The 13,091-nt window shown below is 67.7% G+C and carries 13 protein-coding genes; 8 read left to right on the top strand and 5 right to left on the bottom strand.

Features of this window, described 5'->3' with window-relative positions; translation table 11 throughout:
* Nucleotides 1-354 precede the first annotated feature (354 nt).
* Nucleotides 355-1,053: a pirin family protein gene (locus WS69_RS02080; protein WP_059469169.1), complete on the top strand. Its 699-nt coding sequence runs from the start codon at nt 355-357 to the stop codon at nt 1,051-1,053.
* Between the two features lie 452 nt (nt 1,054-1,505).
* Here WS69_RS02080 and WS69_RS02075 read toward each other — a convergent pair whose 3' ends face one another.
* Nucleotides 1,506-2,051: a periplasmic heavy metal sensor gene (locus tag WS69_RS02075; protein ID WP_059469168.1), complete on the bottom strand. Its 546-nt coding sequence runs from the start codon at nt 2,049-2,051 to the stop codon at nt 1,506-1,508.
* Between the two features lie 242 nt (nt 2,052-2,293).
* On the opposite strand from WS69_RS02075, the gene WS69_RS02070 reads away from it, so the two are divergent.
* Nucleotides 2,294-3,019: a response regulator gene (locus tag WS69_RS02070; RefSeq protein WP_059469167.1), complete on the top strand. Its 726-nt coding sequence runs from the start codon at nt 2,294-2,296 to the stop codon at nt 3,017-3,019.
* Nucleotides 3,003-4,313 carry an ATP-binding protein gene (locus tag WS69_RS02065; RefSeq protein WP_059469166.1) on the top strand — a complete coding sequence of 437 codons (1,311 nt, stop codon included), beginning with the start codon at nt 3,003-3,005 and terminating at the stop codon, nt 4,311-4,313. Before WS69_RS02070 ends, WS69_RS02065 begins: the two co-directional genes overlap by 17 nt.
* Nucleotides 4,314-4,386: 73 nt before the next feature.
* Here the strand turns inward: WS69_RS02065 and WS69_RS02060 are convergent, their stop codons facing one another.
* The gene (locus tag WS69_RS02060) at nt 4,387-4,653 is read right to left on the bottom strand and encodes a double-stranded DNA-specific endonuclease (protein WP_059469165.1); all 267 of its coding nucleotides are present in this window, start codon (nt 4,651-4,653) and stop codon (nt 4,387-4,389) included.
* A 482-nt stretch (nt 4,654-5,135) separates the two neighbouring features.
* Here WS69_RS02060 and WS69_RS02055 point away from each other — a divergent pair, with 482 nt between their 5' ends.
* Nucleotides 5,136-6,890: an ABC transporter permease gene (locus WS69_RS02055; RefSeq protein ID WP_059469164.1), complete on the top strand. Its 1,755-nt coding sequence runs from the start codon at nt 5,136-5,138 to the stop codon at nt 6,888-6,890.
* Nucleotides 6,891-6,931: 41 nt separating this feature from the next.
* Nucleotides 6,932-8,272: an ABC transporter ATP-binding protein gene (locus tag WS69_RS02050; RefSeq protein ID WP_059469163.1), complete on the top strand. Its 1,341-nt coding sequence runs from the start codon at nt 6,932-6,934 to the stop codon at nt 8,270-8,272.
* 324 nt (nt 8,273-8,596) lie between these two features.
* Here WS69_RS02050 and WS69_RS02045 read toward each other — a convergent pair whose 3' ends face one another.
* Nucleotides 8,597-9,103, bottom strand: coding sequence for a hypothetical protein (locus WS69_RS02045; RefSeq protein WP_059469290.1), 507 nt, complete (start codon nt 9,101-9,103; stop codon nt 8,597-8,599).
* Nucleotides 9,100-9,651: a hypothetical protein gene (locus tag WS69_RS02040; protein ID WP_059469162.1), complete on the bottom strand. Its 552-nt coding sequence runs from the start codon at nt 9,649-9,651 to the stop codon at nt 9,100-9,102. The genes WS69_RS02045 and WS69_RS02040 overlap by 4 nt, the downstream gene beginning before the upstream one ends.
* A gap of 272 nt (nt 9,652-9,923) precedes the next feature.
* Between WS69_RS02040 and WS69_RS02035 the strand changes: the two genes are divergently transcribed.
* The 3 genes from WS69_RS02035 to WS69_RS02025 all read left to right on the top strand — a co-directional run bounded on the left by WS69_RS02035 (nt 9,924) and on the right by WS69_RS02025 (nt 12,287).
* Entirely contained in the window at nt 9,924-10,136 is a 213-nt protein-coding gene (locus tag WS69_RS02035; protein WP_059469161.1) for a hypothetical protein, read from the top strand.
* A gap of 131 nt (nt 10,137-10,267) precedes the next feature.
* Nucleotides 10,268-11,686 carry an alpha,alpha-trehalose-phosphate synthase (UDP-forming) gene (gene otsA, locus WS69_RS02030; RefSeq protein ID WP_059469160.1) on the top strand — a complete coding sequence of 473 codons (1,419 nt, stop codon included), beginning with the start codon at nt 10,268-10,270 and terminating at the stop codon, nt 11,684-11,686.
* Nucleotides 11,679-12,287, top strand: coding sequence for an AAA family ATPase (locus WS69_RS02025; RefSeq protein WP_059469159.1), 609 nt, complete (start codon nt 11,679-11,681; stop codon nt 12,285-12,287). The genes otsA and WS69_RS02025 overlap by 8 nt, the downstream gene beginning before the upstream one ends.
* A 120-nt stretch (nt 12,288-12,407) precedes the next feature.
* Here WS69_RS02025 and WS69_RS02020 read toward each other — a convergent pair whose 3' ends face one another.
* A complete protein-coding gene (locus WS69_RS02020) occupies nt 12,408-13,025 on the bottom strand; it encodes a glycine zipper domain-containing protein (protein ID WP_059469158.1) in 618 nt (205 codons plus the stop codon).
* Nucleotides 13,026-13,091: the final 66 nt, after the last annotated feature.

The raw sequence follows: 13,091 nt of genomic DNA, 5'->3' as shown, positions 1-13,091 counted from the left end.
GCGCGCGCCGGGCGTATTCTAGGCGGCCAAAATTCGCGTTCGTCGATGCCGGTGCGGCCCGCTTTGGGGCGGAGCGCCGTCGACGGCGGCCAAAAGCGCGGTATTTTACCCGAACGCCGGCCGCGGCTTCGAAGAAACGGCGAGTGCGTCTCGCCGGCCGCTCGGCCGCCCGGCGCACGAAGCCGCACGACACATCGGTCGGCTCTTTGGCGTTGCCGCATGCCTATGCGCGGCGCGCCGCTTGTGCAGACGATTGCGCGGATCGGCGCAACGATCCGGTGCGCGCGCGCAGGATTGTTGCGGATGCGTGCCGCCCCTACATTCGAGGATGTCGATTTTTCAGTGGGAGGCGCCATGTTCCAGATCCGCCGCGCAGGTGACCGCGGTCATGCCAATCATGGCTGGCTCGATACCCGTCACAGCTTTTCGTTCGCCGACTATCGCGATCCCGATCACGTGCATTTCGGTGCGCTGCGCGTGCTGAACGACGACCGCATCGCGCCGACGCGGGGCTTCGGCATGCACCCGCACCGCGACATGGAGATCATCACGTACGTGCTCGACGGCGCGCTCGCGCACCGCGACAGCATGGGCAACGGCTCGATCATCCGCGCGGGCGACGTGCAGCGGATGAGCGCGGGCACGGGAATCGTGCACAGCGAATACAACGCGTCGCGGGACGCGCCGCTGCATCTGCTGCAGATCTGGCTGTTGCCGATCGAGCGGGGCGGCAAGCCCGGCTATCAGGAAGTGCGCTTCACCGACGCCGACAAGCGCGGCCGGTTGCGGCTCATCGCGTCGCCGGACGGGCGCGATGGGTCGGTATCGATGCGGGCGGACGCGTCGATCTACGTGGGCCTCGTCGATGGCGTCGAGCGCGCCGAGTTCGCGGGGCCGGCCGGGCGGCGCGTGTACGTGCACGTCGCGCGCGGCAGCGTGACGGTGAATGGCGAGGCGCTGGCGGCGGGCGACGGCGCGCGCATCGCCGACGTCGAGACCGTTGCGTTCGAGCGCGGCGAGCGCGCGGAGGTGCTGTTGTTCGATCTCGCGTGACGCGATTCGCGGCGGGCGGGAGGTCGGGCGCTTGGCACCGGCACGGAGAGACGGCGCAAGGAGAGGACGCGGCAAGCCGTGTGCCGATGCGAAAACACCGCGAGCGGGCGTGCGCCCGTTCGCGGTGTTTGCTTCAACGGCGACCGGTTGCCCGGCCGATAGCCACGGACGAGATACGGCCGACGAGATGCGATCGGTCGGAGCGCGTCGTCGGCCCGATGAAGCCAATCGGGCGGCGGATGGTCATGCCAAGCCGAGCGAGCGGGGGCCGATCACGCGGAACCGATCAAGCGGATCGATCCCGCGCGATCGCCCGGCCCGGCAGCCGAGCGCGCCCATACCCGCCGAACGCCGTCCGGCCGGTCGCCAAAGGCCGCATCATGCAGCCGCGACGTAATCCATGGACGGCGCGACCCGCCCGAACCCACCGGGCGAAGCCGAGCCGCCCGGCGTCACTGCTGCGGCGCGGGCGCCGACGCGCCCTTCGCCGCGCGGCGCTGCTCCCAGCGCTCCTTCATCTTCGCGTGACGTTCCGCCATCTTCGTGAACTGCTGCTTGAGCGCCGTGCTGACCGTCGCCTTCTGCTGGTCGTTCAGGCCGTTGTAGAACGCGAGCCATGCGGACGCCGTCTGCTCGCGCAACTGCGCGTTCTGCTGCTCGGCCTGCTGGCGCGCCGCGTGCATCGCGTTCAGGTCGAGGATCGGCTGGTTCTGCTGCGCCTGGAACTGCTGGCGCAGCGCCTCATGGCTCTTGCGCATCGCCTCGCGGTTCTGCTTCATCGTGCCGACGGCGGCCTGCCATTGCTGCTCCTGCGCGGCGCTCAGGTTCAGCTTGTCGTGCACGCGCTGCATCATCATGAACGGGCCGCCGTCCATGTGGTGATGTTCGCCGTGGCCGCCCGGCGGCGGCATGTCGGGCGGCGCGGCGTGCGAGACGGCGCTGAACGAAAGGGCAAGCACGGCGGCGGCGATGGCCAGACGGGAAGTCTTCTTATACATTGAGCAACTCCTGTATTGAAAAGTCCGGTGCTGCGGCCGGCTCGGCGTTCGGGCGTTCGCGCCCCGCCGCCTGCCGGCATATCCGGTAAGGCGCAGCGTAGCCAAGCGGCGCCGCCGCCGTGTTACGCGCACTGCGGCCGCGTTTACCGCGCATTACACTTTGCTTGCGCGGTAATCCGCAGTAACCCTTTCGGGTATTTGTTTCGCTCAGCCCCGCCAACCTGCACGGTAAACTTCACGCCATGACTACTCAGATCCTCATCGTCGACGACGACCAAGAACTGCGCGACCTGCTGCGCGACTACCTCGTGCGGCAAGGCATCGAGGTCTCGGTGCTGCACGACGCCGCTTCGCTCGAAAAGCGCCTCGAACGCGAGCGCCCCGATCTCATCGTGCTCGACCTGATGATGCCGGGCGTCGACGGCCTGACCGCGCTGCGCCAGCTGCGCGCGGCGGGCGACGACATTCCGGTGATCATGCTGACGGCGCGCGCGGACGATGTCGACCGCATCGTCGGCCTCGAGCTCGGCGCGGATGATTACCTCGGCAAGCCGTTCAACCCGCGCGAGCTGCTCGCGCGCGCGCAGGCGGTGCTGCGCCGCCGTCGCGCGACGCCGTCGGCGGCCGCGCCCGAGCAGCGCGAGCCGTACGCGTTCGGCCGTTTCGTGCTCGATTTCCAGGCGCGCACGCTGTCGGTCGACGGCAAGCCGGCGACGCTGTCGAGCAGCGAATTCGCGCTCCTGAAGATCTTCGTCAACCATGCGTTGCGCACGCTGACCCGCGAGCGCCTGCTCGAACTGCTGCACGGCCCCGAGTACGACGGCACCGACCGCGGGATCGACGTGCAGGTCTGGCGCCTGCGCCGGATCCTCGAAACCGATCCGTCGACGCCGCGCTTCATCCAGACGGTGCGCGGACGCGGCTACGTGTTCGTGCCGAACGGCGAGGCTCATGCGCAAGCCCATTGATTCGCTGTTCGGGCGGCTCGCGCTCCTCGTCGTCTGCGTGCTGCTGCTGTCGCACTTTGCGTGGTACTTCGCGATCCGGCTCGAGCGCAATCAGTTCCAGGCGCGCTATGCGGTCGAGGAGGCCGCGTTCCTCGTCGACGCTGTGCGTCAACACGTCGAGCGCTCGCCCGACCAGCCGCTGCCGTCGCGCGTGCGGCTCGTCGCGCCGAGCAGCAGCGACGTGCCGGAGGCGAACCAGGATCTGCCGCCCTCGCTCAGGCGCTTCACCGACGACCTGCGCGACCGCCTGCCGTCCGGCACGCTGGTACGCATCGGCAAGCCGGGCCGGCCGCCCGTGCTGTGGGTGAAGCAGCCGACCGACCGCGACTGGATCGTCGTGCCGGCGCAGCCGCTGCGGCCGCCGCGCCCGCTCGACCGGATGGTGCTCTGGCTCGTGATGATCTTTTCTGCTGCGGTGATGGCGGCGCTCTTCGCCGCGTGGCAGTTGCAGCAGCCGCTCAGCTCGCTCGCGCGCGCGGTCGCGCGTTTCGGCCGCGGAATGGCGGTGCCGCCGCTGCCCGAGCGCGGGCCGCGCGAGCTGCGCCAGCTCACGCATGGCTTCAATCAGATGGTTCAGCAGGTGTCGCGCGCAGAGAACGATCGAGCGGTGATGCTCGCGGGCGTCGCGCACGACCTGCGCACGCCGCTCGCACGGATGCGGCTGCGCGCCGAGATGATGGAGGACGCGCGGCTGCGCGACGGCGTCGTGCGCGACGTCGACTCGATGACGCACATCGTCGACCAGTTCCTCGTGTTCGCGCACGGCGACGCCGATCGCAGCGAGGCCGTGCCCGTCGATCAGGCGTGCGAGCGGATCGCGCGCACCTATCGCGCGGTGTCGCCGAACGCGCCCACCGTGCAGACCGATCTCACGGCGGGGCCGGGCTTCCGCCTGCCGACGGCGACGCTCGACCGGGTGCTGTCGAACCTGCTCGACAACGCGCACGCGTACGGCGCGCCGCCCGTCGTGATCGCGACCGTGCGCACCGCGACGGGCTACACGCTGACGGTCAGCGACCACGGCAAAGGCATTGCGCCGCGCGATCTGGCCGATGCGACGCGCCCGTTCGTGCGGCTCGATCCGGCGCGCGGCGGCAACGGGCATAGCGGCCTCGGGCTCGCGATCGTCGAACGGCTCGTGCAGCGCACGGGCGGCGCGTGCGAGATTGGCAACCGGGAAGAAGGGGGGCTGCGGGTCGCGATGTCGTTTCCGTTCGACGTCATGCCGAAGGCGGAACCGCAGGCTGCGTCCTGACGCGCCGCCGCCCGGGCGGCGCGGGATCCTCGTGCGTCCGGCGCGACCCCGCCGGGCGCCCGAGGGCGGCGGGTCACTCGCCGAAGAGCGTGCTGAGCGTCTCGGCGGCGTTGCTGTCGATCGTGTTGTAGGTGACGCTCGTCGCCTCGAAGATGTAGAGCGTGGTGTATTTGCCGAGACGGTCGAGGATGTCCTCCTGAAGCGTCTCCGGCACGATGTTCATGTTCAGATACCAGGCCGTCGACGACAGCCGCGTCTGGAACGAGCCGTATTCCTGCATCAGTTGATCGAACGCTTCGGCGTCCTGGTCCCGGCACACGATAACCAGATTTCCTGCCATTCACTCCTCCTGATTGACCATCGGCCCTTGATGGGGCAAACACCGATCATACCTGCTTCGCGGCATTCGTTTGCCGACGAGCGTCTCGGTTGTGCGCGTTCGCCCGCAGGGCGGGTTCACGGCAGGGCAGGATCGCGGCATAATCCGACGTTGCGGCGCAGCAGCGGCCAGCCGGCGCGCCGTCATCTCTCGCAGATTCGCCCGCCGCTCGCCCGTTCCGGGTCGGATGCGTTCGCGGCGGAGTCGAAATTCCACCGTTCGTCACTCAGAAGGTTGTGCCTGAAATATAGGATGTAGTAGTGTCGTGCCGTCGCGAGGATCGGGCGATCCCCGCGTCGCGTGTGGAAGCCGGTACCCTGGGGGCGGCTTCCGCGGCACCCGCAGTCAAAACGAATTACCGCATAAGCGCGCCTTGCCATGAGTCACATTCGCTTTCTGGCCTCATTTTTCGATTCGCACGGCCTTGCCGGGGAGGGCGCCTGATGGATCTCGGATTCAATCCGAACCGGATCGCCAACGCATCCGCGTGGCGCGTCCTGCCTAACCGTTGGGACTTCATCGCGTTCCCGCTCATCATTTGCGTGATTGCGATGGCAGTGGTCGGCTTTCACGAGACGATGGCGCCCATCGCGACGCTCAACACGCAGAAGATCTCGCTCGATCCGGCGAACTTGCCCGAGTACGCGCTGCGCACGACGCTGCGGATGCTGGCCGCGATGGTCGCGTCGCTCGTCTTCACGCTCGTGTACGGCACGCTCGCAGCGAAAAGCCGCCGCGCGGGGATGGTGCTCGTGCCGATCCTCGACATCCTGCAGTCGGTGCCCGTCCTCGGCTACATCTCGTTTACGGTCACGTTCTTCCTCGCGCTTTTCCCTAGCCGCGTGCTGGGTGCCGAGCTCGCGGCGATCTTCGCGATCTTCACGAGCCAGGCGTGGAACATGACGTTCAGCTTCTACCAGTCGCTGCGCACGGTGCCGCGCGATCTCGACGAGGTGTCGCGCGGCTTCCACCTGACGTCGTGGCAGCGCTTCTGGAAGCTGGAAGTGCCGTTCTCGATGCCGGGCCTCATCTGGAACATGATGATGTCGATGTCGGGCGGCTGGTTCTTCGTCGTCGCGTCCGAGGCGATCACGGTCGGCAACAATACGATCACGCTGCCGGGCGTCGGCGCGTATCTCGCGCAGGCGATTTCCGACAAGAATCTGCACGCGGTCGGCTGGGTGATTCTTGCGATGACGATCGTGATCCTCGCATACGACCAACTGCTGTTCCGTCCGCTCGTCGCGTGGGCGGACAAGTTCCGGATGGAAACGACGAGTTCGGGCAACGCGCCCGAATCGTGGCTCCTCGACCTCGTGCGCCGCACGCGCTTGATTCATCAATTGCTCGTGCCGGCCGGCTGGTTGTTGGCGAAGACGGCGCGGATTCCGCTGCGCGTGCCGTCGTTCGACACCGTGCGCTTCACGATGCCGCGCGTCGAAAAGAAGGCGTCGCGCGTTGCCGACATCGCCTGGGCGATTCTCGTGATCGTCGGCACGATCTACGTCGTCTGGCGCGTATTCGTCTACGTGAAGACGGGCGTGACGCTCGCCGAGGTTGGTCACGTGTTCGTGCTCGGGCTCATCACGCTCCTGCGCGTCATGCTGTTGATCGCGATCGCGTCGGTGATCTGGGTGCCGATCGGCGTGTGGATCGGCCTGCGGCCCGCGATTGCCGAAAAGGTGCAGCCGATCGCGCAGTTTCTCGCGGCGTTTCCGGCGAACCTGCTGTTCCCGGTGTTCGTGATCGTGATCGCGCACTACCGGCTGAACGCCGACATCTGGCTGTCACCCCTCATCGTGCTCGGCACCCAGTGGTATATCCTGTTCAACGTGATCGCGGGCGCGACCGCCTATCCGAACGACTATCGCGAAGCGGCCACCAATTTCCGCATCCGCGGCTGGCAGTGGTGGCGGCAGGCGATCCTCCCCGGCATCTTCCCGTACTACGTGACGGGCGCGATTACCGCGTCGGGCGGCGCGTGGAACGCGAGCATCGTGTCGGAGCTCGTCCAGTGGGGCGACACGAAGATCCAGGCGCACGGCCTCGGCGCGTACATCGCGCAGACGACGGCTGCGGGCGACTACCCGAAGATCATCCTGGGCATCGCCGTGATGTCCCTGTTCGTCACCTTGTTCAACCGCCTGTTGTGGCGTCCGCTGTACGCGTACGCCGAAGCCAAGCTGCGGCTCGATTGAGACCATGTCAGCCGATTGAGACCGACCGAGAGCAAAACGCGATGCAAAACCCGAATGATGTAAACGCACCCGTCCAGACGCCGGCCGCGCCGCCGCGCGCCGGCGAAGAAATCCTGCACGTCGAGAACGTGAGCCGCGGCTTCAACAAGACACAAGGCGAGCTGCTCGTGCTCGACGGCGTGAACCTGTCGCTGCGCGAAGGAGAGATCGTCGGCTTGCTCGGCCGCTCGGGCTCCGGCAAGTCGACGCTCTTGCGCATCATCGCCGGCCTCATCGAGCCGACGGGCGGCGAGATTGGATATCTCGGCAAGCCGTTGCGCGGTCCCGCCGAAGGCGTCGCGATGGTGTTCCAGACCTTCGCGCTGTTTCCGTGGCTCACCGTGCTGCAGAACGTCGAAGCAGGCCTCGAGGCGCTCGGCGTCGGCGCGCGCGAGCGGCGCGAGCGCGCGCTCGCCGCGATCGACCTGATCGGCCTCGACGGCTTCGAGAATGCATATCCGCGCGAGCTGTCGGGCGGCATGCGCCAGCGCGTCGGCTTCGCGCGCGCGCTCGTCGTCGATCCGACGCTGCTGCTGATGGACGAACCGTTCTCCGCGCTCGACGTGCTGACGGCCGAGACGCTGCGTACCGATCTGCTCGATCTGTGGACGCAGGGCCGGATGCCGATCAAGTCGGTGCTGATCGTCACGCACAACATCGAGGAAGCGGTGTTCATGTGCGACCGGATCCTCGTGCTGTCGTCGAATCCGGGGCGCGTGATCGCCGAGATCAAGGTGCCGTTCAAGCATCCGCGCAACCGTCTCGACCCGGCGTTCCGCCGGCTCGTCGACGACATCTACGCGAAGATGACCGCGCGCCAGGTCGGCGAGGCGACGAAGAAGGGGCTCGAGCTCGGCAGCTGGCTGCCGCAGGTGTCGACGAACCTGATGGCGGGTCTCATCGAAACGCTTGCCGCGCCGCCGTACCACGGCCGTGCGGACATGCCGGAAATCGCGCGCACGCTGCATCTCGAGGTCGACGACCTGTTTCCGATCGCCGAAGTGCTGCAGTACCTCGGCTTCGCCGATGTGCGGGAGGGCGACGTGTTCCTGACGCCGCCTGGCCGCGTGTTCGCCGAGTTCGGCACGCAGGAGCGCAAGATGATGTTCGCCGAGCATCTGCTGCGCCACGTGCCGCTCGCCGCGCGGATCAAGAAGGTGCTGAACGAGCGTCCGGGCCATCGCGCGCCGCGCGTGCGCTTCGAGCAGGAGCTCGAGGACTTCCTGTCGGACGGCGCGGCCGAGGAGACGCTCGACGCGGTGATCGACTGGGGCCGGTACGGCGAGATCTTCTCGTACAACGACCAGACCGAGATCTTCAGTCTCGAGGACGTCGAGTCCTGAGCGAAGGCGGTCCGTTCGCGGCCCGCGGGCTGTCGATCGGCGAGGAAGGAAAGAGGCTTGTGGTCGCCTCGTGCGCCGTCGCTGCGGCGCGCGGCCGCAAGCGCGTTCGGATTCGTTTGCGCGTCGAGCGGGAGAGGGCGAGGCGAGGACCATGGCCGCGGGGCGGCGGTGTTCGAGGCCGCGCCGCATGCCGCTGCCTAGTGTAGGGTTTCGCTCTCGATGGAACTTAAAATCGCCATGAAAATCTTGTGCGCATTGGGCTTCGTACGTTTCAAATAGCGTAAAACACCACACTGAACGTGGCGGCCACCCGAAACGCCGGCGTTATTGCAGATTGCCCCAGCGCTCGACGGCCGGCTCCGCCGACGCCCATTGCCAGCCGTGCGTATCCTGGCACGCGCTCGCCAAGTACCATTCCGCGCGCGTGCCGTCCTTCATCGAAAACGCGAATTCCTTGCAGAGCGCGAGCGGCGTCTGGAACGCACGCGTCACGCGCACCTCGCCTTCGCCGTTTTCGAGCGGCACCCTGTTCTTCACCTGCCACGCGCGGGCCTCGCCGACCGCGAGACCGCCCGCCGCCTGCGCGATCGCATCCTGCTGATTCTTATGCAGCTGCTTCATCGTCCGGTTGACGACTTCGTCGGTGGCCGCCTGCACCGCGATGCCGACGCCGACGCCGACAGCCGGATTCGCGGTGACGAGGCCCGTCGCCGCGCCCGCGAGCGCGCCGCTCGCCGCGCCGACCGAGCCGCAGCCGGAGAGGCCGATCGTCGCCGCGGCGAGCACGAGCGAGGTCGCGAGCGGCAGCGCCGCGCGCGCGCTCACGCTCATTGCAGCGCGCCCCAGCGCGCGGTCGCGGGCTCCGCGGACGCCCACTGCCACGCCGGGCCGTCCCGGCAGATCGTCGCGACGTAGAAGCCCGATTGCGCGGGCGCGTTCTGCTTCGCGTCGGTATCGACCGAGAACACGATTTCCTTGCAGTCGAGCGGTCCGACGCTGATGAGCCGGCTCACGGTCACGCGGCCGTGCTCGTCGTCCTCGATCGGGAACGAGTGATGCGTCGACCAAGGCGCGACGCCGCCGATGTCGAGCGGCCCGGCCGCCGTCGCGATCTGCGCCTGCGAGTAGCGGTGCGCGACGCGCTGCGTGTACTGGACGCCTGCCCGCGCGCCCGCGACGGCGCCGAGGCCGATGCCGGTCGCGACGGCGGCGTTGTTGGTGACTTTCGATGCGATGGCTGCGCCGGCGATACCGGCGCCTGCCGTCGCGCCTTCGCTATAGAGCGAATTGCAGCCGGACAGCAGCGTGGAGAGTGCGGCGGCGCCGAGCGTAGCCCACGCGGCCCAACGGCGCGTGGGCCGTGCGATGCGATGGTTCATCCCTGAATGCGGTCCTGTCTTCGTGCGTTGCGCGTGTGCGCCGCGAGCGTAGAGCGCCATTGTTTCGCAATTGTCCGACGAGAAATGCAAACAATTGACAAACGTTTGCCGCGCACATCGAGCGCGCGCGAGCGGCAATATTGTGGTGCAAAGCCACGCTGAGGGGTCGAATCGTTACAAATTGAATGTAATTGTTACCGTGAACCAAGCCCAGGGCACCTAGACTAAAGAGCTATGGACTGTTTCACCGACGGCCTCGCGCCGCTCCGATCATGAGACACCCTGCCAAGCGCCGCTCCAAGCGCCCCGAGCATCGCGGGCGCGACGCCGGCACCGGCCCGTCGCGGCCGGCCAACGTTCAGAACGCTCCCGCGCCTGCCGGCTCCGCGCCCGATACGCCGACGGACGGCGATCACAACCAGGGCGGCACCCGCCCGGAAGGGCTCGACTATCAACGCGACCTCGGCTCGGAGCAGGATGCATGAGGACGCCCTTGTTACATGTACTTGCATTTTTAACATTTGAACCGTCGCGAGGTGGCATGCGACTTGCCTGATTCGACGGGAGCGCCGTTTCCTGTCCGCCGGGCAATCTGAATACAGGAGGGTAAGCCGTAATGAGCAGATTGATCGTGGTATCGAATCGGGTGGCGGCCGGTCAGGATGCGCGTCCGACCGCGGGCGGACTGGCGGTCGGCGTGCTCGACGCACTGAAGGAAACGGGCGGCGTCTGGTTCGGCTGGAACGGCGAGATCGCCGGCGCGCCGGGCGAGCCCGTGATCGAGCGGGACGGCAAGGTCACCTACGCAACCGTCGGCCTCACGCGCCGCGACTACGACCAGTACTACCGCGGCTTCTCGAACGCGACGCTCTGGCCGGTATTCCACTATCGCGGCGACCTCGCGCGCTTCGATCGCCAGGAATACGCGGGCTATCTGCGCGTGAACTGCTCGCTCGCGAAGCAGTTGCGCGCGCTCGTTCAACCCGACGACATCATCTGGGTGCACGACTACCACCTGCTGCCGTTCGCGCATTGCCTGCGCGAGCTCGGCGTGAAGAATCCGATCGGCTTCTTCCTGCACATCCCGTTTCCGACGCCTGAGATCCTGCGCATGGTGCCGCCGCACGAGGAGCTCGTGAAGTTCATGTGCGCGTACGACGTCGTCGGCTTCCAGACGGAAAGCGACAAGCAGGGGTTCGTCGACTACATCGAGCGGCGCGGGCACGGCACGTCGAGCGACGACGGGATGCTCCATGCGCACGGCCGCGTCGTGAAGGTCGCCGCGTATCCGATCGGCATCTATCCGGACGCGATCGGCAAGGCGGCCGTCGAATACGGCTCGCGCAAGGCGGTGAAGGCGCTGCGCGACACGACGGGCGACCGCAAGCTCGTGATCAGCGTCGATCGTCTCGATTACTCGAAGGGGCTCGTCGAGCGCTTCCAGGCGTTCGAGCGGATGCTCGCGAACGCGCCCGGCTGGCAAGGGCGCGTGTCGCTCGTGCAGATCGCGCCGCCGACCCGCTCCGACGTGCAGACCTACCAGCGCATCCGCCAGACGCTCGAAGGCGAGGCGGGGCGCATCAACGGCCGCTTCGCGCAGCTCGACTGGACGCCGATCCAGTACCTGAACCGCAAGTACGAGCGCAACCTGCTGATGGCGCTGTTCAGGCTGTCGCAGGTCGGCTACGTGACGCCGCTGCGCGACGGGATGAATCTCGTCGCGAAGGAGTACGTCGCATCGCAGGATCCGAACGATCCGGGCGTGCTCGTGCTGTCGGAATTCGCGGGCGCGGCGGCCGAGCTGCCGGGTGCGCTGCTCGTCAATCCGTTCGACTTGTCGCAGATGGCGGAATCGCTCGAGCGTGCGCTCGCGATGCCGCTCGAGGAACGGCAGGCGCGTCACGCGGACAACATCGCGCGGCTGCGCCGGAACGATCTGTCGGTGTGGCGCGATTCGTTCCTGACCGATCTGCGTAGCGTCGCGACGGCGGTGTCCGTCACGCAGCGCGCGGGGCGGCGCGTCGCGAATGCTTGATACGGGCGTCGAAGCGCGCGCCGGCGAGCCCGGCGCCGATGCCGATGCGGACGCGGCAGTCGCGCGTTTCTTCGTGATCACGGGCGGGCCCGGCTCGGGCAAAAGCACGCTGATCGATGCGCTCGAAGCGCGCGGCTATGCACGCTCGCACGAAGCCGGGCGCGGCGTGATCCAGGATCAGATGGCGATCGGCGGCCACGCGCTGCCGTGGCGCGATCCCGCCGCGTTCGCCGAATTGATGCTCAGTTGGGAGATGCGCTCGCACCGTCTCGCGCGCGGTGCGCGCGGGCCCGTCTTCTTCGATCGCGGCGTGCCGGACGTGATCGGCTATCTGCACCTGTCCGCGCTGCCCGTTCCCGCGCATCTCGCCGCGGCCGCCGATCGATTCCGCTATCGCCGCGACGTGTTCATCGCGCCGCCGTGGCCGGAGATCTATGCGAAGGACGTCGAACGAAAGCAGGATTACGCGGAGGCCGTGCGTACCTACGATGCGATGGTCGATACGTACGCGGCATGCGGCTATCGGCTGATCGAATTGCCGCGCGCGAGCGTCGACGAGCGCTGCCGCTTCGTGCTCGACGTCGTCGCGGCGGCGGCGTGACCGCCGCCGCGCGTTCCGTCTCTTCCTCTGCGCGGTGAGGGCGCCGATCGGCATCGCACCGGCCCGGCGCCTTTGCCGTCGTCGTTTCGATTTTTCGTTCGATGCACGCGGTCGCGTCGCTCAAGCGTGGCGATGCGTCGGCTGCTGCTGCGCGCCGGTGAAAGGCTCGGGCGTGCGGGTCGGATCGAAGTCCGCCCAGCGGCCCGACTGCCAGCGTCCCGTCGCGCGTTCGATGTCGCCGCCGCCTGCCTCGGCGAGCACGCGTGCGGCTTCGCCTTGCGAATCGGTCGTCACGTGCACGGCGACGAGCATTCCCGACGCGCGCATTTCGTGATGGATCGCTTCGTGCGTGATTTCGCGCACATGCGCGCGAGAGAAGTCTTCCTTGTGCATCATTCTGCCGAGCCATCCGCCGAGATACGCGCCGACGCCCGCGGCACAGATCGCGACGACGAGCGACGGGGTGGCGAGCGAAAACAGCGCGACGCCGAAGATGGCGCCGACGACGGCGCCGATCGTCGCGCCGTGCCTCGCATGCTGCATCGCGCCGATGGGAGGCGGCGCGGCCGGGGGGGCGGCGTGGGACGGGTATTCCGACGATTGCCGCGCGTGCTGGCCGCGCGGATTGACGAAGAACAGACTGACGTCCTCGGCGACGAAGCCGCTGTCGAGAAGCCGCTTGGCGGCGGCCTCGGCGGCGCGCTGCGTCGTGAAGCGTGCTGCGACGATCAATGACATGACGCCTATATGAACGCGTCCCGTTTGCCACAGTTTTCGTGTGTTTCTGACTGACAGGATGGGCAG

It is taken from the genome of Burkholderia sp. BDU5, from assembly GCF_001522845.1.
In the GTDB taxonomy this organism is placed as follows: domain Bacteria; phylum Pseudomonadota; class Gammaproteobacteria; order Burkholderiales; family Burkholderiaceae; genus Burkholderia; species Burkholderia mayonis.
This window is presented reverse-complemented; position numbering and strand designations above follow the sequence as displayed.